20 protein-coding genes are annotated in these 23,167 nt (G+C 66.6%); 9 read left to right on the top strand and 11 right to left on the bottom strand.

Annotated features, from left to right (window positions below; all coding sequences use genetic code 11):
• The first annotated feature begins 67 nt into the window (after window positions 1-67).
• The 5 genes from C8D95_RS04130 to C8D95_RS04110 all read left to right on the top strand — a co-directional run bounded on the left by C8D95_RS04130 (window position 68) and on the right by C8D95_RS04110 (window position 5,768).
• Complete coding sequence (locus tag C8D95_RS04130; protein WP_109757835.1) at window positions 68-763, top strand: ABC transporter ATP-binding protein; 696 nt, start codon at window positions 68-70, stop codon at window positions 761-763.
• Window positions 760-3,282 (top strand): ABC transporter permease, encoded by a 2,523-nt coding sequence (locus C8D95_RS04125; protein ID WP_109757834.1) that lies wholly within the window; start codon window positions 760-762, stop codon window positions 3,280-3,282. The genes C8D95_RS04130 and C8D95_RS04125 overlap by 4 nt, the downstream gene beginning before the upstream one ends.
• Before the next feature lie 129 nt (window positions 3,283-3,411).
• On the top strand, window positions 3,412-4,227 hold the full coding sequence (locus C8D95_RS04120; protein WP_109757833.1) for an ABC transporter substrate-binding protein: 816 nt from the start codon (window positions 3,412-3,414) through the stop codon (window positions 4,225-4,227).
• Window positions 4,228-5,040: an amino acid ABC transporter permease gene (locus tag C8D95_RS04115; protein ID WP_109757832.1), complete on the top strand. Its 813-nt coding sequence runs from the start codon at window positions 4,228-4,230 to the stop codon at window positions 5,038-5,040.
• Entirely contained in the window at window positions 5,040-5,768 is a 729-nt protein-coding gene (locus C8D95_RS04110) for an amino acid ABC transporter ATP-binding protein (protein WP_109757831.1), read from the top strand. Before C8D95_RS04115 ends, C8D95_RS04110 begins: the two co-directional genes overlap by 1 nt.
• On the opposite strand, the gene C8D95_RS04105 is transcribed toward C8D95_RS04110, so the two are convergent.
• The 3 genes from C8D95_RS04105 to C8D95_RS04095 form a co-directional block, all read right to left on the bottom strand.
• Window positions 5,765-7,048, bottom strand: coding sequence for a TRAP transporter large permease (locus C8D95_RS04105; protein WP_109757830.1), 1,284 nt, complete (start codon window positions 7,046-7,048; stop codon window positions 5,765-5,767). The two genes, C8D95_RS04110 and C8D95_RS04105, sit on opposite strands and share 4 nt — an antisense overlap.
• The gene (locus C8D95_RS04100; protein WP_109757829.1) at window positions 7,049-7,585 is read right to left on the bottom strand and encodes a TRAP transporter small permease; all 537 of its coding nucleotides are present in this window, start codon (window positions 7,583-7,585) and stop codon (window positions 7,049-7,051) included.
• A gap of 69 nt (window positions 7,586-7,654) precedes the next feature.
• A complete protein-coding gene (locus C8D95_RS04095) occupies window positions 7,655-8,632 on the bottom strand; it encodes a TRAP transporter substrate-binding protein (RefSeq protein ID WP_109757828.1) in 978 nt (325 codons plus the stop codon).
• Between the two features lie 64 nt (window positions 8,633-8,696).
• Here C8D95_RS04095 and C8D95_RS22720 point away from each other — a divergent pair, with 64 nt between their 5' ends.
• Window positions 8,697-9,434: a FadR/GntR family transcriptional regulator gene (locus tag C8D95_RS22720; protein ID WP_109757827.1), complete on the top strand. Its 738-nt coding sequence runs from the start codon at window positions 8,697-8,699 to the stop codon at window positions 9,432-9,434.
• A 33-nt stretch (window positions 9,435-9,467) separates the two neighbouring features.
• Here the strand turns inward: C8D95_RS22720 and C8D95_RS04085 are convergent, their stop codons facing one another.
• The 8 genes from C8D95_RS04085 to C8D95_RS04050 form a co-directional block, all read right to left on the bottom strand.
• Window positions 9,468-10,415 (bottom strand): ABC transporter substrate-binding protein, encoded by a 948-nt coding sequence (locus C8D95_RS04085; RefSeq protein ID WP_420902659.1) that lies wholly within the window; start codon window positions 10,413-10,415, stop codon window positions 9,468-9,470.
• 31 nt (window positions 10,416-10,446) lie between these two features.
• On the bottom strand, window positions 10,447-11,448 hold the full coding sequence (locus C8D95_RS04080) for an ABC transporter permease (protein ID WP_206508434.1): 1,002 nt from the start codon (window positions 11,446-11,448) through the stop codon (window positions 10,447-10,449).
• Window positions 11,448-12,968, bottom strand: coding sequence for a sugar ABC transporter ATP-binding protein (locus C8D95_RS04075; RefSeq protein WP_109757825.1), 1,521 nt, complete (start codon window positions 12,966-12,968; stop codon window positions 11,448-11,450). Before C8D95_RS04075 ends, C8D95_RS04080 begins: the two co-directional genes overlap by 1 nt.
• A 200-nt stretch (window positions 12,969-13,168) precedes the next feature.
• Window positions 13,169-14,224: an endonuclease/exonuclease/phosphatase family protein gene (locus C8D95_RS04070; protein WP_109757977.1), complete on the bottom strand. Its 1,056-nt coding sequence runs from the start codon at window positions 14,222-14,224 to the stop codon at window positions 13,169-13,171.
• 181 nt (window positions 14,225-14,405) lie between these two features.
• Window positions 14,406-15,413, bottom strand: coding sequence for a 5-oxoprolinase subunit C family protein (locus C8D95_RS04065; RefSeq protein WP_109757824.1), 1,008 nt, complete (start codon window positions 15,411-15,413; stop codon window positions 14,406-14,408).
• Window positions 15,410-16,138: a 5-oxoprolinase subunit B family protein gene (locus tag C8D95_RS04060; RefSeq protein ID WP_109757823.1), complete on the bottom strand. Its 729-nt coding sequence runs from the start codon at window positions 16,136-16,138 to the stop codon at window positions 15,410-15,412. Before C8D95_RS04060 ends, C8D95_RS04065 begins: the two co-directional genes overlap by 4 nt.
• Before the next feature lie 95 nt (window positions 16,139-16,233).
• Complete coding sequence (locus C8D95_RS04055; protein WP_109757822.1) at window positions 16,234-18,183, bottom strand: TRAP transporter permease; 1,950 nt, start codon at window positions 18,181-18,183, stop codon at window positions 16,234-16,236.
• Window positions 18,184-18,261: 78 nt separating this feature from the next.
• Window positions 18,262-19,200, bottom strand: coding sequence for a TAXI family TRAP transporter solute-binding subunit (locus C8D95_RS04050; protein WP_109757821.1), 939 nt, complete (start codon window positions 19,198-19,200; stop codon window positions 18,262-18,264).
• 262 nt (window positions 19,201-19,462) lie between these two features.
• On the opposite strand from C8D95_RS04050, the gene C8D95_RS04045 reads away from it, so the two are divergent.
• The 3 genes from C8D95_RS04045 (at window position 19,463) to C8D95_RS04035 (ending at window position 23,131) form a co-directional block, all read left to right on the top strand.
• The gene (locus C8D95_RS04045) at window positions 19,463-21,094 is read left to right on the top strand and encodes a sensor histidine kinase (protein ID WP_109757820.1); all 1,632 of its coding nucleotides are present in this window, start codon (window positions 19,463-19,465) and stop codon (window positions 21,092-21,094) included.
• A gap of 281 nt (window positions 21,095-21,375) precedes the next feature.
• Window positions 21,376-22,107: a FadR/GntR family transcriptional regulator gene (locus tag C8D95_RS04040; protein ID WP_109757819.1), complete on the top strand. Its 732-nt coding sequence runs from the start codon at window positions 21,376-21,378 to the stop codon at window positions 22,105-22,107.
• Between the two features lie 34 nt (window positions 22,108-22,141).
• Window positions 22,142-23,131 carry a TRAP transporter substrate-binding protein gene (locus C8D95_RS04035; RefSeq protein WP_109757818.1) on the top strand — a complete coding sequence of 330 codons (990 nt, stop codon included), beginning with the start codon at window positions 22,142-22,144 and terminating at the stop codon, window positions 23,129-23,131.
• Window positions 23,132-23,167: the final 36 nt, after the last annotated feature.

Genomic DNA, 23,167 nt, shown 5'->3' with positions numbered 1-23,167 from the left:
CCCCAACCTCACGTTGCGGATCGCGCCCGAAGGCCCATATCCCTTCACACGACGGAACGGAGCGAAGATGACCGATACGATCCTGTCCCTCAGGGACGCACGGCTTTCGCTCGACGGCAACGCGGGCCGGGTCGAGATCCTCAAGGGCATCACGCTCGACGTCCGCCGGGGCGAGACGCTGGGGCTGGTCGGTCCGTCCGGGTCTGGCAAATCGTCACTCCTCATGCTCATGGGCGGACTCGAACGCGCCACCGGCGGCAGCATCACCGCGCTCGGCCACGACCTCACGCGCTTGGGCGAGGACGCGCTGGCCCGTGTCCGTCGGGAACATATGGGCGTCGTGTTCCAGTCCTTCCACCTCATTCCGACGATGACGGCGCTGGAAAACGTGGCGACGCCCCTGGAACTGGCGGGCAAGGACGACGCCTTCGACCGCGCCGCCGAGGAACTGCGCGCCGTGGGCCTGGGCGCGCGCCTCGACCACTATCCCTCGCAGATGTCGGGCGGCGAGCAGCAGCGCGTGGCGTTGGCCCGGGCCGCCGCGCCGCGTCCCGAGATCCTCCTCGCGGACGAGCCGACCGGCAACCTAGACGCTGCGAACGGAGCGGCGATCATCGAGATTCTGTTCGATCTCAACAAGCGTTACGGCTCGACGCTGATCCTCGTCACGCACGCCCCCGAACTGGCCGAGCGGTGCCAGCGCGTCGTCCGCCTCGACGACGGCCGCATCGACGCCGACGACGTCCGCGCTGCCGCCGAATGAGCCTCGCCGCCGCCGCACGCATTGCGCGCCGTGAGCTTCGCGGCGGCCTGTCGGGGTTCCGCGTCTTTCTGGCCTGCCTGATCCTAGGGGTCGCCGCCATCGCCGCCGTTGGCAGCGCGCGCGAGGCGATCCAGTCGGGGCTGTCGCGCGAAGGGGCGACGCTTCTTGGCGGCGATGCCGAGATCGAGTTGACCTACCGCTTCGCAACGGATGACGAGCGCGCCTGGATGACCGCGAACGCCCTCCGCGTGTCCGAGTTGGTCGATTTCCGGTCGATGGCGGTCTATGGGTCGGGGGATACCGCCGAGCGTGGGCTGACGCAGGTCAAGGCCGTCGACGACGCCTATCCCCTTCTGGGCGAAGTGCGGCTCGACCCTGCGATGCCACTCTCCGAGGCGCTGGCAGGTCGCGACGGACTGCCTGGCGCCGTAATGGACCCGGTGCTTGTCGCAAGACTTGGTCTGACGGTCGGCGACAGCTTCAAGCTTGGTGCGCAAGCCTTTGTCCTGACAGCCGAACTTCTGCGCGAGCCGGACAACGCAACAGGTGGCTTCACGCTTGGTCCGCGAACCATCGTGAGGACCGAGGCGCTGGCCGACAGCGGACTGATCCAACCCGGCACGCTGTACGAGACGGACTATCGCCTTCTCTTGCCCGAGGACGCCAACCTCGAACGTCTGGAGCGCGAAGCGGAGGACACCTTCACGGGCGTCCGCTGGCGCGACAAGCGCCGTGGCGCGCCCGGGGTGGATACCTTCGTCGACCGGCTGTCGTCGTTCCTTGTCCTCGTGGGGCTTGCCGGGCTTGCGGTCGGCGGCGTCGGCATCTCGTCCGCCGTCACGGCCTATCTTCGGCGCAAGACGCCAGTGATCGCCACGCTGAGGACGCTTGGCGCCGACGGGCGAACCATCTTCCTGGTCTATTTCCTCCAGATCGGTGCGCTGACGCTTGTGGGGCTTGTCGCCGGTCTGATCCTCGGCGCGGCGTTGCCACTGGTCTTCGCACCCCTGATCGAGGCGCGTCTGCCCGTTCCGGCGGAGTTCGCTGTCTATCCCAAGCCTCTGGCCGAAGCGGCTCTCTACGGCACGCTGGCAGCGCTGATCTTCACCCTCTGGCCCCTGGCGAGGGTCGAGGAGGTGCGCGCCGCGACCCTCTTCCGCGATGGCGGCGGTGGCGGACGCGTCCTGCCGCGGCCCCTGTGGATCGGCGTCACGCTGTTTCTCGCCACGGCCCTCGTCTTGTCGGCGGCGGCGCTTTCGGGCCTCTGGACCCTGACCTGGGGCGCGGCGGGCGGCGTGGCGGCGGCCTTCGCGCTTCTCATCCTCGCGGCGGCGGGTGTGAGGCGGCTCGCGCGCCGGCTCGCGCCGCGTGTGCGGGGGCGTAGCGCCCTTCGCCTCGCGCTTGGAGCCGTCGGCGCCCCGCAGGGCGAGGCGGCAAGCGTGATCCTGTCGCTTGGCCTCGGGTTGTCGGTGCTGGCCGCAGTGGGACAGATCGACACCAACCTGCGCGGCGCGATCCGGAACGACCTGCCGGAACGTGCGCCGTCCTTCTTCATGGTCGACATCCAGCCCGACCAGATGGAGCCGTTCCGTGCGACGCTCGACGCGGATGCGGCGGTAAGCCGGATCGACAGCGCGCCGATGTTGCGCGGGATCATCACGCAGATCAACGGACGGCCGGCGGCCGAGGTAGCGGGCGACCACTGGGTGCTGCGTGGCGACCGGGGCGTGACCTATTCCGACGCACCGTCCGAGGGCACCGTCCTGACGGCGGGTGAGTGGTGGCAGCCTGGCTATGACGGCCCGCCGCTGGTCAGCTTCGCCGCCGAGGAAGGCGAGGAGCTTGGCTTGAAGTTGGGTGACGAGATCACCGTCAACATCCTCGGCCGCGACATCACCGCGAAGATCGCGTCGTTCCGAGTGGTCGACTTCTCGACGGCAGGCATAGGCTTCGTCATGTCGATGAGCCCGAACGCGCTGCAGGGCGCGCCGCACAGCTTCATCTCGACGGTCTACGCCGAGCCGGAAGCCGAGGCCCGGCTTTTGCGCGAGGTGTCGAACGCCTATCCGAACGTGACGGCGATCCGCGTGAAGGACGCCATCGAGCGGGTTTCCGAGATCCTGTCAGGCATCGCAGCCGCGATCACGGCGGGCGCGCTGGTGACGCTGATCACCGGCGGCGTCGTTCTGATCGGCGCGGCGGCGGCAGGCGTGCAGACGCGGACCTACGAGGCGGCGGTGCTGAAGACGCTCGGCGCGTCGCGGCGGACGGTGCTGGCGAGCTTTGCCTTGCGCTCGGCCATCCTCGGTGCGGCGGCGGGGCTGGTGGCGATCGTCGCGGGTGGGCTTGCCGGCTGGGCCGTCATGCGCTTCGTGATGGAGGCCGACTTCCATTTTGAGCCGGTCTCGGCCCTCGTCATCGTGGGGGCGGGCATCCTTGCCACGATGGTCTCGGGGCTGCTGTTCGCCTGGGGCCCCTTGTCCGCGCGTCCGGCGCAGGTGCTGAGGGCGCGCGAGTAAGGCGGGGGCGCTGCCCCCGTCCCGGCTGGTCGCCGGGACTCCCCCGGAGTATTCGCCGGACAGAAGAAGGGCATGGACATTCGGCGTCCCCGATCCAAGCATGTGCGGCAAAGAGCGGGAGATGTTTCCATGCGACTCACAGTTTCCATTTTGGCCCTTTCGGTGGCCTCCGGCGCGGCCTTCGCTCAGAACGACTGCGCGGCGGGCAAGACCCTGACCGAGGGCACGCTGACCGTGGCCACCGGCAACCCGGCCTATTTTCCCTGGGTGATCGACGATGCCCCTGAGTCGAAGCAAGGCTTCGAGGCGGCTGTGGCCTATGCGGTGGCGAACGCCATGGGCTTTTCCGACGACCAGGTGACCTGGGTGCGGTCGTCCTTCGACCAGGCCATCCAGCCCGGCGCCAAGGACTTCGACATCAACATCCAGCAGTACTCGATCACGCCCGAGCGGGACGAGATCGTGGATTTCTCGGCGCCCTATTATTCGGCCGCGATGGCGGTTCTGACGCGCAAGCCCGTGGTCGACGCCGGGCTCGACACCTCTTTCGAGGCGCTGAAGGGCGTGAAGTGGGGCGCGGACGCGGCGACGACCGCCGTGCCGATGCTGGCCGAGATCATCCAGCCGGACGAGGCGCCGCTTCTCTACAACGACAACGCCGACGTGGTGGAGGCGATGAAGGCCGGGCAGATCGACGCCGCGCTCTTCGACCTGCCGACGGCGCTTTATCTCGGGGCCGTGGTCCTGGACGACGGCGTGGTTCTGGGGCAATTCCCGGCCGAGCGGACCGAGAAGCCGGACCAGTTCGGGATGCTGTTCGAGGAGGGCAATCCGCTGAAGGCCTGCGTCGACGCAGCCCTGGAGCAGCTTCGCGCGGACGGCACACTGGCCCAGTTGGAAGCGACCTGGCTTTCCGAGACGACGGGCGTGCCGGTCATCGAATAAGTGCCGACGCGGCGGCAGATCCACGAGGCGCGGATCAGGCGGCGATCCGCGGCAGTCGCGGCGGCGTCGAGCCTTGCGGTGCTCGCCGCCATCGTTCTCTTGGTTCCCCTCGCGCCCGGGTGGCCTGCGGTCAAGAAGAGCTTCGCCAACGGCGAGGTCTTCGCCAAGACCTTTCCGGGGCTCCTCGACGCGTTCCTCCTCGACATCGCGATCTTCGCCTGGTCGGCGCCGCTGATCTTCGCCGCGGGACTGATCGTGGCGCTGATGCGGGATGCGCGCGCGCCGGCGCTTTATCCCTTGCGGCTTTTAGGCATCGTCTACACCGACGTCTTCCGGGGCGTGCCGGTGATCCTCGTGATCTACCTCGTTGGGTTCGGCGTGCCTGGCCTCGGGATGCCGCGACCGTGGAATTCCCCCTACCTCTGGGGGACGGTGGCGCTGGTGCTGACCTATGCGGCCTACGTGGCGGAGGTGTTCCGGACGGGCATCGAGAGCATCCACCAGAGCCAGCGCGCGGCGGCCCTGTCGCTTGGCCTCTCCGAGAGCGACACCATGCGCTATGTCATCCTGCCGCAGGCGATCCGCCGGGTGGTGCCGGCGAACATGAACCTCTTCATCGCGCTTCAGAAGGACGTGGCCTTGCTGTCCTTCATCGGGCCGGTCGAGATCTTCCGGCAGGCGGGGGTCTACAAGTCGCTTCTGGCGAACTTCACGCCCTACGTGGGCGCGGCGCTGATCTTCCTCGCCGTCACCATTCCCGCCACGCGTTATGCCGACCACCTGATGGCGAAGCAGTTGCGGGCGCGGAGCTGATGGCGCGGCTCGAGGTCCGGGGGCTGAGGAAGAGCTTCGGCGCGAACGAGGTCTGCCGGGGGATCGACCTGACCGTGGCCGAGGGCGAGATGGTGTGCCTGATCGGAGCGTCGGGGTCGGGGAAGTCGACGCTGCTGCGCTGCCTGAACCTTCTCGAGCCGATCGACGACGGGGTGATCCTTCTGGACGGGGTCGACATCGCGGAGCCCGGACTCGATCCGCAGCCTGTGCGGCAACGCATCGGCATCGTGTTCCAGAGCTTCAACCTGTTCCCGCACATGACGGCGCTCGAGAATGTGCTTCTCGCTCCTCGCCGGGTGCGCGGGCGGACACGCGAAGCGCTGATGCCGGAGGTGGAGGCGCTGTTCGCGCGGTTCGGGCTGTCGGACCGGATGGAACACTACCCGGACCAGCTTTCGGGCGGGCAGCAACAGCGGGTGGCCATCGTGCGCGCCTTGGCGATGACGCCCGAGATCATGCTCTTCGACGAGATCACCAGTGCGCTCGACCCGGAACTGGTGGGCGAGGTGCTGGATGTCCTTCGCGACCTGCGGGCGGATGGGATGACGATGGTGCTGGCGACGCACGAGATGGGCTTCGCGCGCGAGCTGGCGGACAAGGTCTGCTTCCTGGACGCGGGGACGATCCTCGAGGAGGGGCCGCCAGCCGAGCTGTTCTCACAGCCCCGGCACGAGCGGACGCGGGCGTTCCTGTCGCGCGTGCTTTAGCCCGCGAGAGCGCGCGGCAGCGTCAGCGAGATCGCCGGGATGAAGGTTGTCAGCGCCAGCGCCACGAGGATCGCGATGTAGAACGGCCAGATGGTTCGGACCGCCTTCTCCATCGGGACCTCTCCGATGGCGCAGCCGACGAAGAGGCAGGCGCCCACGGGCGGCGTGCAGAGGCCAAGGCCCAGGTTCATCATCAGGATCATCCCGAACTGGAGCGGGTCCATCCCGAGAGAGGTGGCGACGGGCAGGAAGATCGGCGTGCAGATCAGGATGAGGGCCGCCATGTCCATGATCATGCCCAGAATCAGGAGCGTGGCGTTGATCATCAGAAGGACGGCGATCGGGTTCTCGGAAATGCCGAGCATCGTCTTCACGACCTTGTTCGGCACCTGGTAGAAGCTGAGCATGTAGGCGAAGGCCGCCGCGCAAGCGACGAGGATCATCACCATCGAGGTGGTCTTGACGGCCCGCGTGACGGCGATGAGGAAGTTCTCCCAGGTCAGCGAGCGGTAGACGATCAGCGTCACGAGGGCGGCGTAGATCGTGCCGAAGGCGCCCGACTCGGTGACGGTGAAGACGCCCGAGAGGACGCCACCCACGATGATGACCGCCGTGAAGAGACCGGGCAGCGCGTAGACAAAGCTGAGGAACAGGGCGGTCCAGCCCGGGAAGGTCTCGGAGGGATAGCCGCGTTTCACCGCGATGACATAGGCCGCAACGGCGAGGCAGACGCACATGACGACGCCGGGAACGACGCCTGCGAGGAACAGCGACGAGATCGAGATCCCGCCGCCCGCCGCGACGGCGTAGAGGATCATGTTGTGGCTTGGCGGGATCATGATGCCCGCGATGGACGAGGTGACGGTGACGTTGACCGCGTAATCGTCGTCGTAGCCTTTCTCCTTCATCACGGGGATGAGGATCGAGCCGAGCGCCGAGACGTCGGCGACCGCCGAGCCCGAGATGCCGCCAAAGAGCATGGACGAGAAGACGTTGACAATACCGAGGCCGCCGCGGACCCATCCGACCGCCGCCGCGGCGAAGCGGACGAGGCGCATGGCGATGCCCCCGTGAAACATCAGCTCGCCCGCGAAGATGAAGAAGGGGATGGCGAGAAGCGAAAAGACGTTCACGCCCGAGACGATGCGCTGCAAGCCGATCAGAAGAGGCAGCCCCTCCCACCAGAAGGCGGTCAGCGCCGCGGCGCCTAGCGCGAAGGCGACCGGCATTCCGATGACGACGCCGAGGGCGAAGAGCGAGAGAAGGATGAATAGGCCCATTTACTCGACCAGCTCCGAGACGTCGAGCTCCTGCCTTTCGCCGCGCGCGATGGCGACGAGGTGACCGAGCGAGAAGAGAAGAACGAGGATGCCGCAGGCGGTGATCGGCACCGCGCGCCAGCCTTCGGAGACGCCGATCAGCGGGATCGAGGATTCCCATTTCAGGACGGCGAGCTTGTAGCCGTTCCAGGCGAGCACCGCGCCGAAGACCGCCATGAAAACGTGGCTGACGACCATGAGCCAGGTGCGGACGCGGGACGGCACGATCTCGCGGAAGTAGGAGACGCCTAGGTGCGTGTTCTCGCGCACGCCGACCGCCGCACCGAGGAAGGTGATGAGCATGATGAGCAGAAGCGCCACCTGCTCGACCCAGGTCGGCGTGTCGTTCATCACGTATCGGCCCCAGACCAGCCAGCCGAAGATCAGCGTCAGGACGACGATGGCGGTGCCGGAAAGGAGCTTGCAGACGAAGGACAGGGCGTCGAGCACCCTGTCCAGGCCGGACGCCCTGCCCGGTCTCGGCGATTTGGTGGTCATCTGGGAAGCGTCGTCCGTGATGGCATGTGACGCGCCGCCCCGCGTGGGGGCGGCGGCGAAATCAGGCGCTTACTGCAGGCTCTGGATCAGCTCGACCAGCGGCGCGATATCCGGGTTGGCGGCGAGGTAGGTCTCGTAGACCGGCTTCATCGCCTCCTGGAACGGGGTCTTGTCGGCGATCTCGTTGAACTTGACGCCGGTGGCCATGACCTTGTCGCGGCTCTCGGTCTCGCGGGTTGCCCATAGCTCGCGCTGGAGCGTGGCGGATTCCATCGCCGCCTCCTTGACCGCCGTCTGCTGTTCCGGGGTCAGGGCATTATAGACGTCGGCGTTGATGCAGACGCATTCGGGGATGATGAGGTGCTCGGACAGCGAGTAGTAGCCCGCGACCTCGAAGTGCCCGGTCGACTCGTACGACGGCCAGTTGTTCTCGGCCCCGTCCACGACGCCGGTCTTCAGCGACTGGTAAACCTCGGCGAAGGCCATCGGCGAGGGGTTGCCGCCAAGCTCCTGGATCATGCCGGAGTAGAGGTCGTTGTTCATCACGCGGACCTTCATGCCCTGAACGTCGGCGGGCGTGTTGATGGGCTTCTTCGAGTTGTAGAAGCTGCGCGCGCCAGAGTCGTACCAGGCAAGTGCGATGAGACCCTTGGCCGCCATGCCGTCCGAGATCTTCTGGCCTGCCTCGCCGTCCATGGCGCGGTGCATGTGGTCGACGTCCTTGAAGACGAAGGGCAGCGAAACAACGTTGGTTTCAGGAATGGTCGGGCCCATGGGTCCGAGGTTGAAGTTGCCGATGGCCAGCGCGCCGGCGCGGACCTGCTCGATGGCGTCGGGCTGGCTGCCGAGGACGCCGCCGTGGAACATCTGAAGCGTGATCTCGCCGTTCGTCTTCTCGGCCAGAAGCTCGCCGAACTTGTCCATCGCGACGGTGTTCGGATAGCCCTCGACGTGGATGTTCCAGCCTTTCCATTCCTCGGCAAAGGCAGCGGTCGCCACGAGCGCCGAGACGGCAATGCCGCCCAGCACCGATTTCGTGAAAGTCATGTCGTCTCCTCCCAGACATTGTCGCCGGTTCGGCGGGTTGTTATGAATTCATCATGATGACTTCATGCCCTACGGTCAATCTCCTATCGGGCGAGTCGTGACGCTCGCCGAGGATGGTCGTAGCCTGACCGACCGCTTGCGCGACACGCTGGCGGCGCGGATCGAGGCGGACCGGCTGAAGCCGGGCGATCGCCTTCCGACCGAGCGCGAATTGATCGCCGAGTTCGGCGTGTCGCGGACCGTGGTGCGCGACGCCTTATCCCGGTTGCGCGAACAGGGACTCGTCGAATCGCGACAGGGATCGGGGGTCTATGTCCGCGACGGGCTTCTGCCGCCGTCGCGGGCCGAGAGCATCGCGACGCTGTCGGGCATCATCCAGACCATCGAGGTGCGGGCCGCTATCGAGATAGAGGCGGCAAGGCTGGCGTCGGTGCGTGCCTCGTCCGAACAGCGCAAGGTGATCGGCGCGCGTTTCGAGGCGTTGAGAACGGCGGAGATGGGTGTCGCGGCCGAGACGGCGGACCTCGCCTTTCACCGCTCCATCGCGCACGCGACGAACAACACGCGGTTCGAGGAGTTCTTCGACTTCTTGGGAGGCCGAACCATTCCGCGCGCCGAATTGCGGGCGCGACGGTCGCTCGACATCCCCGAGGGGCTGGATCGTGTGCTTCTGGAAGAACATCGCCGGATCCGGGATGCGATCCTCGCCAATGACGCCGAGGCAGCGGGAGAGGCGATGCGCTATCACCTGACGACGAGCCGCGAGCGCTATGCGGCGCTGATCCGGGCGCGGCAGGGATGAGCGGGGCCGGCGCGTGGCCGGCCCCTGCCCCGATCAGAACGGGCTGTCGGGGAAGTAGAAGCTTTCGGCATTGTCGGGCGTGATCAGCACCGAGCCGATGGTGAAGGTGCCCGAGACGGGCGCCGTCGAGGTCATGCCGACCGCCGTCAGCTCGATCGCGGTCGCGATCATCGACGGCGGATAGGTCACGTCGGCGGGGATCATGGTGTCGCCGTCCATGACGCGCTTCACCATCTCCTTCATTCCCGCGCCGCCGAGCACGAACTGGACGTCGTCCCGGCCTGCCGCGTCGATGGCGGCGAGGACGCCTACGGCCATGTCGTCGTCCGAAGCCCAGACCGCATCGATCTGCGGGTACTTCGAGAGAAAGTCCTGCATCACGTTGAAGCTGTCGTCACGGTTCCAGTTGCCGTGCTCCATGCCGATGATCTCGATGCCCGAGCCCTCGATGGCGGACTCGAAGCCTTCGACCCGCTCGTTGTCGATGGTGGTCGGGATGCCGCGCAGGACGACGATCTTGCCGCCGTCCGGCATCTTTTCGGCCATGTATTCACCCGACACGCGGCCGAAGCCCGGGTTGTCGCCGGCGACGTAAAGGTCCTCGATCCCCTCGACCGAGAGGCCACGGTCGACGACGGTGACCCAGGCGCCGCCTTCCTTGACGGCCTGGACGGGCGCGGTCAGCGGCTCGGATTCGAAGGGCAGGACGACGAGCGCATCGATGCCGCGCGTGGCGACCATGTCCTCGATGTCGTTGACCTGCTGGCCCGGGTCCGAAGCGGTGGCGAGGACGAAGTCGAGCTGCGGATAGACCTCCTCGAGCCGCTCGATCGCCTCCTGGGCGTGGAAGTTCATGCCGCCGGCCCAGCCGTGCGTCGCGGCGGGGATGGAGACGCCGATCACCTGCGTATCCTGCGCGGCGGCAGCGGTGCCGAGTGCGGCGACCGCTGCGCCTGTCAGAAGGGCTCTCATATAAGACATTATCGTATTCTCCCTGTTGATGTGGCCGGGCTTAGCCCTTGGCCTTTGCTTCTCGCTGCAAGATCACGGCGAGGATGATGATGATCCCCTGGATCGCCCCGTTGAGGTAGGGCGAGACGAGGTCGGTCAAGTTCAGAAGGTTGTCGATCAGGCTGAGGATCAGGACGCCGATCACCGTGCCCCAGACCCGGCCGAAACCGCCCTTGAGGACGGTGCCGCCGATGATGACGGCGGCGATGGCCTCCAGCTCCCACAGGACGCCCGTCGAGGCCGAGGCCGAGCCGAGGCGCGGGACGTACATGATCGTCGCGACACCTACGAGGACGCCGAGCATCGCATAGGTCAGAAGCCGGGTGCGGTTGACGTCGACGTTGGAATAGTGCGCGACATGCTCGTTCGAGCCAGTCGCGGCGCAATGGCGGCCGAAGCGCGAGCGGCTCATCAGGATCTCGCCCAGGATCACGACCAGCGCGAAGACGATGATGGGCCAGGAAATACCGAGGATGCCGCCGAAGTAGACCGGTCGGTAGAAGGTCCGAAGCCCGAAATCGAGTGACAGCGTGCCGCCGTCGGCGAGCCAGGTCACGAGGCTACGGTAGATGCCCATGCTGCCGAGGGTGACGATGAAGGCCTCGATCCCGAGCGTCGTTATGAGAAATCCGTTGAGGAGGCCCGCCAGGAGCCCCGCGACCAGGGCGACCGCCATGCCGAGAAGGATGATGGGTATGCCAATGCCAAGCGTCGGCAGCGCCCAGTTCATCACGAGGATCATCAGCCCTGCGATGAAGGCCGCCATCGAGCCGACCGACAGGTCGAGGCCGCCTGCGGTTATGACGAAGGTCATGCCGACCGCGATGATGCCGATGAAGGCCGATCGGGCGAGGACGTTGGTGATGTTGGCCGCGCTGACGAAGTTCGGGTTCAGGAAGGCGCCCACCAGCACGAGAACGACAAGGGCCACGATGGGGCCGAGGACGCTCATCGACGGAAGCCGGCGGCGGGCCGGGACGGTGTCGGCGGTTTCGGCAGCCATCAGGCGGCCCTCCCCTGGCTGTCGGCCCCGACGCCCATGGCGTGGCGCACGATGGCGTCCTCGGTGATGGCCTCGCCCTCGAGCATACCGGCCACGCGGCCCCGCCGCATGACGAGCACGCGGTCGGAAAGGCCGATCACCTCCTGCATCTCGGACGAGATGACGATGATCGCGCGGCCCTCGTCCGCCAGGCGGCGGAGGAAGGTATAGATCTGCTGCTTCGTCCCGATGTCGATGCCGCGCGTCGGCTCGTCTACAACGAGGATGCGTGGTTCGGACTGCATGACCTTCGCGAGAAGCAGCTTCTGCTGGTTGCCTCCTGACAGGTTCGACACGCGCGACTCGCGCTGTCCGCCTCGGATGTCGAACTCGCGGATGGCGGCGTCGAGCGCCTTCTCCTCGGCCTGGCGGTCGACCATCAAACCGCCAAACTTTTCAAGCGATTGGAGCGTGAGGTTGACGCGCATTCCCTTCTCGAGAAGCAGGCCCTTCAGCTTGCGGTCCTCGGTCAGATAGCACAGCCCGTGAGACAAAGCGTCGGCGGGCCGGCGGATGGCGACCGGCGCACCGTCGATCTCGATGCGCGCCGCGGAGGCGGGCCTCAGGCCGCACAGACCCTCCATCGCTTCGGTCCGGCCGGACCCGACGAGACCCGCGATGCCGAGGATTTCGCCGCGCCGCAACTCGAAGCTCACGTCCTCGGCGAAGCGCGGCACGCTCAGGCCCTCGACCTTCAGCATCACGGGCGCGTCGTCCGGGCGGCGCCCCTTCGGCGGATAGAGGTCCGAAACGTCTCGCCCGACCATCGCCGTCGCCATGGCATCCTCGGTCATGTCCGCCACAGGGCCATCATGGACAACGGCTCCGTCGCGCATGACGGTGACGCGGTCGGCGATCTCGCTGACTTCGGACAGCTTGTGGGAGGTGAAGATGATCGCGGTTCCCGCCGCCTTGAGCGCCCGGACCTGGTCGAAGAGGATGCGCGATTCCGTGTTCGTCAGCACCGCTGTCGGCTCGTCCATCACGAGGACGCGCGCGTCGCGCCCGAGCGCCTTGGCGATCTCGACCATCTGCTTTTCCGAGTTCGACAGGGACGAGACCACGCGGTCGGGGTCGACCTCGCACTTCACACGGTCGAGATAGTCGCGCGACAATTGACGCATCCGGGCCTTGTCAAGGAAAAGTCCCTTTCGCAGCTCGCGACCGAGGAAGATGTTCTGTTCGACCGTAAGCTGCTCGGCGAGGTTGAACTCCTGGTGGATCAGGACGATGCCCGCTTCCTCGCCCGCGTGGAGCGATCCGAACGTCACCTCCTTCCCGTCGAGGAGGATGCGCCCAGAAGTCAGCGGCTGGTAGCCCGCCAAGCACTTCATCGCCGTCGACTTGCCGGCGCCGTTCTCGCCGATCAGGGCCAGAACCTCGCCCGCGCGCACCTCGAGATCGACGTCGTGAAGCACTTCGACCGGGCCGAACCGCTTGGTCGCGTCGCGCAGCGCTATGACGGGCGCTGCGTCGGTCATGCGAGCCCGTCTTCCCGAGTGGAATACTTGCGCGATTGCACCGGATGACCCCCCTGTTGCACGGGAGACAACCAGCTTGGCCCCTAGCCGTCAAGCGCGAACAACCGGTCCGCAAGGCCTTGAATTTGCATCGCGGAAGACCATAGCCCGGGTCAGCTCGAGACCGTCCGGCACCGTCCCGCCGAGATCATGCGACGGCGTCAGTCCACAGCCTCGCGGCCGTTCTCGATCTTTTCCCGGGCCTCTTCACGATCCTCCTGATCGGCCTCCGGAGCGTCCTGCACCGCCTCGGCCTGCGGCTCGTACTGAAGCTCGACAAGGACCGGGAAGTGATCCGAGCCGATGTTGGGCAGACGCCTCAGCTCGACCAGCGTGAAGGCGTCGTCGTGGAAGACGTGGTCAAGGGGCCACCGCAGGAAACGATGTCCGGCGTGAAAGGTGTTGTACATGCCGCGTCCCCGCCGCGGATCGAGCGCGCCGCTCGTGCGCTGGAACAGGCGGGTGGTGTGCGACCAGGCGACGTCGTTGAGGTCGCCCGCCACGATGGCGGCCCTCTTCGACTGGCGCAATTCCTTCGCGACCAGCAGGAGTTCGGCGTCCCGGCCCTCGCTGTCATAGTCCTTGTCCGGCGGGCGCGGGTGAACGCCGAAGAAGTCGACCCATGTCCCCGAGGGCAGACGCACCCCGGTGCGGATCGAGGGGATCTCGTCGGACAGCAGGAAACGAACGTCGCTCTCCTCGAGTTCGAACTTCGAGAAGAACTCCATGCCGTAGTAATTGTCCTGCGGCCGCTTGATCCGGTAGGGGAACGAGGCGTCGAGCGTCTCGATCGCGTCGTGCCACCACGCGTCGATTTCCACCAGCAGAAGCAGGTCTGGACGAACGTCGTTCACGACATCGAGCAACCGCTGCGCGTCGCGGTTCTCCATCAGGACGTTGGCGACCATCACCCGCACGCGGCTGTCGGGGGTGTGCGCCGTGGCGTCGATGACCTGGTTCGGCGCCATCGTCGTATAGGGGAAGATACGGTAGAGCTGATAGCAAAGGGCGGCGATGACGACGACCAGATAGAGGAAGTCCCAGTTGTCCGAAACGCCGACGACCGCGAGGTATCCTGCGAGCAGCACGGCCAGGGCGACGGCGAACTGAAGGCGGGGAAAGTCGCTGACGCGGATCCATGCCTTCGAGCTGCGGATCAGGGGGAAGATCGTCTGGACCACGAAGAAGGCGGAGATGATCCAGAACAGCAACCTCATCGAGAGGACCTCCAATGGTGGCACGGGTTAGCCGACGCGTCCGATGACCCGTCCCGCAAGGTGGCTTCGACGGAAAGAACCATCATCCCGCGCCTGCGGCAATGGCAAGACGACCGGGAATTCCAGCCGGTCGACTAAGGAGACGTGAGGGCAACCCCGTCGCGGCGCGATTTCGCCACGCTCATTCGCCGGTCACTTCGCGCGGCGGACGGTCCACCAGATCGTAGCTCAGAAGGTCGGACATCTCGCGCGGATCGCGGACCCTCGGAACAAGTCCCCGCCTGAGCCGCCCGAGGATGGTCTCGTCACTTTCCCATGCGGCTGTGGCCTCATCCACCGTGACGAAGCGGAAGCGGAGAGCCTCGCCCGGCCCGGCCTGCGCGATGCGCGGCAGATCGGCCGGAAGCACGGTGCCGATGCGGGGATAGCCTCCCATCGTCTGGCAGTCGGCAAGAAGGACGTAGGGCGCGCCATCGCCCGTCATCTGGATGTCCCCCTCGGCGATGAAGTCGGACACGAGGGTCAGTTGGCCTCCGGTCGCAAAGGGCGCGCCGTCGTGGTCGAGCCGGACGCCCTGACGGTTGGCGCGGGGGCTGCGGGTGAATGTGGCGGCCTCGAAGGCGGTACGGACCTCGTCAGGGAACGAGGCGGTCTGCGGTCCGGGCATGACACGCAGGGGTTCTGCGGAACGGGAGCGGCCGGACAGGCGCATCGGCGGCGCGTCCGGCGTGGGATCGGAGGCAAGCGGAAGGTGGTCGCCGTCCCGCAGGGGTCGACCGAGGCCCGCGATGCCGTGAAAGCCGCGCCCTCCCAGCTCAGGTTCGGTGGCGATGCCGCCCGCGACGGTGAGATATCCGTAAACGCCCGAGACCGCCGCGCCGATGTCGAGGACCGAGCCTGCCGTCGCCACATGACCCGCGTCCCACTCCAGCGGCGCACCGTCGAGCGTCGCCTTCATCTGCGCCCCCGTAAGGGCGATGCGGACGGGGGCCTCGACCAGAAAGCGTCCGCCGACGCCTGCCATCTCGATGGATGCCGTTCCCGGCGGGAGACCCAGAAGGGCCAGACCTTCGAGCCAGGCGCCTCGGTCGGCCGCACCGCCCCTGGACAGGCCGAGGCCCAGAAGTCCCTCCCGGCCGCCGTCCTGAACCGAGAGCGCAGGACCCGCGCGTTCGACCTTGAGCGTCATGCCAGCGCCTCGCGCGTCGCGCCGCCGAAGGGTTCGGTCTCAAGGCGGGCGAGGTCCGAGGGTGCTGCGGGGCGGAAGCGCACCTCGTCGCCCGGGCGAAGCGGAATCGCCGGATCGGCCTTGGGGTCGTGGCAACGGAAGGCGGTGCGACCGACCTGCCGCCAGCCCGTCGGCGCGGCATTGGCGAAGGGGATCACCTGCCGGACAGCGACGACCACGGCTCCGCGCGGCACGCGAGGCGTGACCTCGGTCCGGCGGGGGATGTTCCAGGTCTCGGACAGGAAGCCGAGGTAGGGCTGGCCCGGTGCGAAGCCGAGGGCGAGGACACGGAGCGGGACCTCGCAGATCTGGCGGACAGCCTCCTCGGGGGTGAGGCCGGCAAGGTCCGCGGCTTCTTCAAGGTCCGGCCCCTCCGCGCCGCCGAATGCTGCGGGAAGGGTCCAGAGCGAGCGGCCGGCCGGCAGGTCCGCGTCGCTCCAGTCGCGGCTGTCGAGGGTGGTCCGCACCGCCGTTTCGACGTCGGCGCGCGCGATCCGGTCGGGGTGGAAGCGGACGAAGACCGACGTCAGCGAGGTCGCCGTCTCGACCACGCCCTCGGGCGCCGTCTCGTCGAAGGCCGCGCGAAACGCGATTGCCGCACGGTTCGGGGCGTCGCCCAGACGGTCGGAAAAGCGCAGCAGCAGCCCGTCAGGGCCGAGGGGAAGAAGATCTGGTCCATCGCTCATGCCGGCAGGATTCCACAGGCGGGAAGGAATGGAAACGGCGGTGCATGCCGTTGCGGATCGGGAGGCGGTGTCGTCGCAGAGCTACCTGCGACGTCCTAATGTTTCGCGGGATGGGCCGCGGGCGACTCGTTCCAGTCCTCGGGCTCGATGGGGGCCGAGACCGGAGCCTCGACGTGGCCGATGTGCGGTTCGTCCAGCGCGGGCGCGGTGTCCGGCGCGGGCCAGCGCAGGTTCATCACCACGCCGAGGACGGCCAGGCCGATGCCGACCGCGTCCGTCAGCAGGCCCGGCTTGATGAGCGTGAGCGCCGCCGCGACGAATATGACACGGTTCAGGAACCGCGCCGGACTGACGAGATAACCGCTGAGGCCGGCCGACAGGAAGGTGACGCCGATTATGGCCGTGATGGCGGTGGTCACGATCTTGTCCCAGGTGCCGATCAGAAGAAGCGAGGGGCCGAAGACGAACATGAAGGGGATGATGTATCCCGTCAGCCCCAGCTTCACCGCCGAGACGGACGTCTCCCATACCGTCGCCCGACTTATGCCGCAGGCGGCATAGACCGCGATGGCGACGGGCGGCGTGATGGCCGAGAGGATGGCGAAGTAGAAGACGAACATGTGGGCCGCCGGGACCGGGATTCCGAGACGGACAAGTGCCGGGACCAGGAGCGCCACCTGGACGATGTAGGCGGGCGTCGTCGGCATCCCCATGCCGAGGATGATGCCCGCGAGCATGGTCAGGATCAGGGCGGGCAGCAGCATCTCGTTCGCCGCCGCGCGAACGATGCCGGTGAAGGTCAGGCCGAGGCCGGTCTGTGCGATGACGCCGATCACGATGCCCGCCGTGGCGCAGGCGAGCGCCACGATAACCGAGTTGATCGCGCCGGATTCGAGGCCGTCGATCAGGCGGGCGACGCTGAACTCGCCTCGGGTCGTCTTGCGCATGAGGACGACCGGGACGACGGAGAGGATCCCCATCAGCGCCGAATAGGGCGCCGAGAAGCCCGACATCAGCGTGCCGATGATGATGACGAGCGGCAGGAACAGGTGACCCCGTTCGCGCAGCACCTCGCCCACCCTCGGCAGGTCGGCGCGCGGCAGGCCGCGCAGGCCCTGCTTCTTGGCTTCGAAGTGAACGGCGAGGAAGACGGCGAGATAGTAGAGGAGCGCGGGCAGAAGGGCATAGCCCGCCACGGTCAGGTAGCTGACGCCCAGGAACTCGGCCATGACGAAGGCGGCCGCCCCCATGATCGGCGGCATGATCTGCCCGCCGGTCGACGCAACGGCCTCGACCGCGCCCGAGAAATGCGCGGGGTAGCCTATGCGCTTCATCAGGGGGATGGTGAAGGTGCCCGTCGTCATCACGTTGGCCACGGCCGAGCCCGAGACGGACCCGAAGAGGCCCGAGGTCACGACCGCGACCTTGGCGGGACCGCCCGCCTGGTGGCCGGTCAGCGCCAGGGCGAAGTCCATGAAGAGCTTGCCCAGTCCGAAGCGCTCGGCGAGGGCACCGAAGATAACGAAGAGGACGACGTAGGTGGCCGAGACCTGCGCCGGGATGCCGAAGAGCGCGTCCGTCGTCATGTACTGGTATTCGAGCAGCCGCAGGATTCGCGTGTCGGTGAAGAACACCTGGTAGGACAGGAAGATCAGCGCGGTGACAGGCAGGATCGGACCGATGGCCCGGCGCGTCGCCTCGAGCACGGTCACCATCATCACGACGGCGAAAAACTGGTCCGAGGTCGACACCGGGCCGACATAGGCCATGCGGGTGTTGAAGTAGTCCTTGAAGACGATCGGATAGGCGCAGGCCGCGACGGCTGCGACGAGGAACAGCCAGTCGAGAGGGCTCTTTCCCTTGCCCTCCTTCGTCCAGATACCGGGGAGGGTCATGTAGGCCAGGGCCAGCGCCAGTCCGAAGTGCGTGGCGCGGAGCGTGAAGGCGTTCGGCGGGCCAAAGTAGGCGACCCAGAGGTGGAAGAGGCTCATGCCGACGGCGACGACGGTGACGGCCTGCTTCAGCAGACGCGCGCTCTGGTCCATGGATGCCTCCCTTCGGGCCTCGCGGGAAGATGGGCGGCGGCGTGTCGGCCGCCGCCCGTCACGGGTGCGTAACCCGCGTTACTGCGAGACGCCCTGAGCGGCGTAGAAGGCCTTGGCGCCTTCGTGCATCGGCACGCCCACGTCCTGCGCCATCTGCTCGATGGTCAGGCCGGACATGGCCGAGGCGATGGAGGTCAGATCCTCTCGGTTCTCCCACATCTGGGTAAGGATGCCCTCGACGATGGCCGGATCGAGATCGCAGCGCGCGACGACGTGGGTCGCGTAACCCACGGCGTTCACGTCGGCGTCCTGACCAGGATAGCTGCCGGCAGGAATGTTGATCGCGGTATAGCCCGGGTTGATGTTGGTCTTCATGTCCTCGATGAACGCCGGGTCAAGCGAAACGAGCGTGATATCGGTCGAGTTCGCGAGATCCATGATCGCCGACGCGGGCACGGTCGTGCCGAGGGTGAAGATGTCCCCGTTGCCGTCCTGCATGAGAGAGACGCCGTCCGAGTAGGAGACGTAGTCGACGGCGCTCATGTCGTCATAGCCCAGGTCCGCCGTTTCGAGCACGGCGCGGGTGACCTGCTCGGCCGTATTGCCCACGGGCTGCGTGACGAGGCGCTTGCCGGCGAAATCGGCGGGCGACGTGATGCCCGAATCCGCAGTGGTGACGATCTGGAAATACTGCGGGTAGAGCGTCGCGATGTTGCAGACATTGTCGGCCTTGCCGGTGAAGGGCTCCCGGCCCTCGATGGCGTCGACCGTCGAGATCGAGTTGCCGAATCCCAGGTCGGCGTCGCCGTTCTGGACGCCCTGGACGTTGGCCACGCCGCCGCCGGGCAGGACCTGGATCGAGGCGACCCCCGCCTCGTTCGCCATGCCCTGGATCGCGCCGCCGAGCGGATACCACGAGCCCCCCTGGGGCCCGGTCATCAGGCGAAGCTGTTGCGCTCCGGCCGTGGTTGCGAAAGCGGTCGCCACGAGACCGAGCGCGAGTGTCGTCATCTTCATGTTTCAGTTCCTCCCTTGGCGTCACGCGCCAGTTATCCGGGCGGCGTGCGGCGCCGCTCCGTCCCGGGGATGGTCGCCCGTCAGGCTGGGGGCGTCAAGGCGCGGAGGACGCGGGACGACGGTTTTCGCTCCCTGATCCGCGCAGACAGATGACTGCTCGTCTCTTCGCGTGAGGGTGCGGATTTTGCTGCGCTTCCCCGGATTGCTGCTATCATCGGTCCTTGCGACGCAGCGGAGCGCCGGGGGAAGCTTGACTACCAAGTTGGCACAAACTGGCGATCCCGACGTCGTGGGCGGGGGCAGCCTTCGACTTCTACCGATACGCGCGCTTTCGGCGGGTACGCTGATAGCACTTCTTGGACTTATCCCGGTCCTGCCTGGCGCCGCATTCCTGAGCTACATGGCGATGGACGTTCAACGCGAACGCATCGAGATCACGCAGTCGCTGGGAAGCTCCGAGGCGAATTACGCAGCCGATCGGCTCGACACCGAGATCGCGACGCTCGAGACGCTTGTGTCCGTCTTCGCCCGAAGCGGATGGCTCGAGGAGGACGCGCTTCAGACGCTCCACCGGCGGGCCCGCGCGGCCCTCGTCGGGCAGGACAGGCACCTGATCGTCCTGAACGAGTCTGGGCGGCAACTTCTCAATACACGCGTTCCCTGGGGCACCCAGTTGGGAGTGTCGTCCGACGCCGGCGCCGTCGCCATGGCGCGTGGCGAGGACGCCGCGCCCGTGTCGAACTTCTTCACAGGACGGGTCGCGGGCGAGCTTGTGTTCAACGTCCTTCAGAGGGTCGACCTGCCTGACGGTCGCAGGCGCGTCCTTATCCTGACGCGGAACGCCGAGACGCTGGAGCCCCTGGTGCTGAACGAGCGAACTTCGGCGCGGTGGAACGTCGAGCTTCGCGACGCGGAAGGGACGGCCGCATTCCGCTATGGTCCCCAGGCCGATCTCTTGGCTGACGACTGGAACGCGAAGTTCGCCAACGCAGCCTTCGCCGTCACCCAGCCTTTGCGGAAGGCGCCCTGGGACATCGTCGTCTGGGGCTCCACGAACCTCGTGTCCGATGCGACGCCTTTCAACCGCGCGATCCTTATCGGCGGGATCGCATGGTTCGCCATCGCGCTGGCCACCGCGCTCGGCGTCGGCATCGCGATCTCGCGGTCGATCAAGTCCACCGCCCAATTCGCCAGCGCGCTCGGGTCAGGAGCACATCCCTCCGCCACTCCTTCGGTCATCACCGAGGTCAACGACATTCGCCAGGCGCTCGAAGACGCCGCTCACCGCCTGAGCGAGCGCGACGCGGAACGCCGGATGATCCTGAACGAGACGGCGCATCGGGCGCGCAACCAGATGGGCCTCGCCGTCGCGATGGTGAACCTCACCGCGCGCTCCAGCACCGATGTCGATGAGATGAAGGCGTCTCTGGGCCAGAGACTGAACGCGCTCGGCCGTGCCATCGACGTGGCGGAATCCTCAAGCGGCGTCGCGCCCACCCTGAGAAGCCTCGCCGAGAACCAGCTCGCCCCCTTCATCGACGGCCACGGACATCGCTTCACATTCGAGGGCGACAACATCCATGTCGGGCGGTCGGCGGGCCAGTCGCTTGCGCTCGTTCTCCACGAGCTTGCGACCAACGCCACCAAGCACGGCGCGTGGTCCGTTCCGGGCGGTCACATCCGGCTCGTTTGCCTGAAGGGCCGCACAGAGGTGGCAATCACCTGGACCGAGACCGGCCGCGCGGCAGCACCGCCAACGCGGAAAGGCTTCGGCTCGCAGCTTCTGCACAGCATCGTCGAGCTGGGATTCGGCGGCAGCTACGAGCGTGACTTCACGCCCGAGGGCATGATCTTCCGCATGACGGCGCCCATCGCGTCGCTCGAGGGGCGCTAGACCGCCGACGGGCGGCCGGCATCCGGAACGATGCCGCGCAAGTCTGCGCCGTCACAGCCGCGACTGCTGCCGCAGCGTCCTGTCGCGCGACAGACTTCCGCTTGCTGAAAGAGATTCCCCAACTCCGGAGGAGGTGCAGCCAGTCTAACTGGCTGTGGAAGCCGAGCGTCTCCTCCTGCAGCAAACGGTATTGGTCTTACCAATTTTCTTCGAACTTGCAGGGGAATATTCCGGCATCTACTCTCGATTCTTGAAGCCTGAAACTAGATTGGCAAGACCACATGAACGTCGCATTGCGTCCCGAAGGCAGCCCTTCGGACCGTGTCATCGGCTACTTCCGGTCGGAGTTGATATCGGGAAGCCTGCGGGTCGGGGACCGCATTCCGCCCGAGCGCGACCTGGCTCTGAAACTCGGGGTCGGACGCCCGCTTCTGAGAGAGGTGCTGAAGTCGCTGACCATGCTCGGCCTTCTGAAGACGCGGCAAGGCAGCGGCACGTATATCGGCAAGGCCGATTTCGGTGTCCTGACGGACTTCTTCACCTTCTGCCTGTCACAGGAACAGGACGTTCTGGGCGACGTGATGCAGGCGCGCATCGCAATCGAATGCCAGGCCATTCGCCTGGCCTGCGGGCGCGCAACGGACCAGGACCTTGCCGAAATGCGCAAGTGGCTCGAAGTCCTGATGGAAACCCTCGATGACCCTGAAAAGGGCGGGAACGCCGACTTCATGTTCCACCAGGCGCTGGTGGAGGCGAGCCACAGCCGCTCGCTGACCACCCTCTATGCCGCACTGTCGAGCCTTCTGAGGGAAAGCCACGTCGAGCGGCGGAAGACGACCTACAGGTCGCGCGAGATCATCGGGGACCTGGTCGACGCTCACCGCGAGGTGTTCCTGGCCATCGTCGGCAAGGATCCGGATGAAGCGGACCGCAGGCTCCGCGACCACTTCGCCATCGGCGATGAGCTTCGCCGGAAAAGCCTCATCGACGAGTATCGCCGCAAGTCAGACTGAGTTCGCAGAAAAAATCACCAAGGGAGGAATGAAAATGCTGAGACTGAATCCGAAGGCCATTCTAGGTGCGGCCGCGTTCGCGCTCATGGCCGTGCCGTCTGTTGCCCAGGAATTGCGCTATGCCCACGTCGGCGCCGAGGGCGATATCCAGACGCGCTACGCGACGGAGGCCGCGGCCGAAATAGAGGCCGCGACAAACGGCGAAGTGACGGTTCAGGTCTTCCCCGCCAGCCAGTTGGGGAACGTGGCCGAAATGGTCGACGGCGTCCGGATGGGGACGATCCAGATGGGTCACCATGACTTCGCATCACTGGCAAGGATCGTGCCGGACGTCGCGGTGTTCAACGCGCCGTTCATCTACCGCGACGGGGCGCAGGCGCTCGCGGCGACGAACCCGGCAACATCTCCGGCACTCCAGGAGATCAACGAGCGCCTGGTCGAGGAAGGCGGAGTGCGGATCATCGGCCGCATCTACCGCGGCGCTCGCCACATCTCGTCCAACTTCGAGATCAAGTCGCCGGACGACATGGCCGGCAAGCCGTTCCGCGCGGTGCCCCTCGATCTGTGGATTTCGATGGTGACCGGATTCGGCGCGACACCGACGCCCGTCGAGGTGTCGGAGCTTCCCACCGCACTGATGACCGGGCTGGTCGTCGGCCAGGAAAACCCGCTGACGATGATCGCGGCAAACAAGCTTTACGAGGTTCAAAGCCACGTCGCGATGACCGGTCACATGCAGTCCGTTCTGGCCGTCTTCATCAATGAGGACGTGTGGCAGGAGCTGACGGAAGAACACCGCACCGCGATAACCAACGTTCTCGACAAGAAAGCCGAGGAATCGCTGCAGTGGGCCCAGGAAAGCGAGGGCGCGCTCATCGAGGAACTGAAGGCGAACGGCATGACGTTCACGACTGTCGAGAACGGCTTGGACCTCGACGCCTTCCGCGAGAAGGTGCTTGCGCAGATCAACACCGACTTCCCGGAATACACGCCGTATATCGATCAGATCATGGCGGTCGAATAAGGATTGGACGGGCGGGCTGTCGTGCCCGCCCTTCCC

It is taken from the genome of Silicimonas algicola, from assembly GCF_003148765.1.
Lineage (GTDB): Bacteria > Pseudomonadota > Alphaproteobacteria > Rhodobacterales > Rhodobacteraceae > Silicimonas > Silicimonas algicola.
The sequence above is the reverse complement of the archived record's forward strand: the minus strand, read 5'-3'. Positions and strand labels throughout refer to the sequence as shown.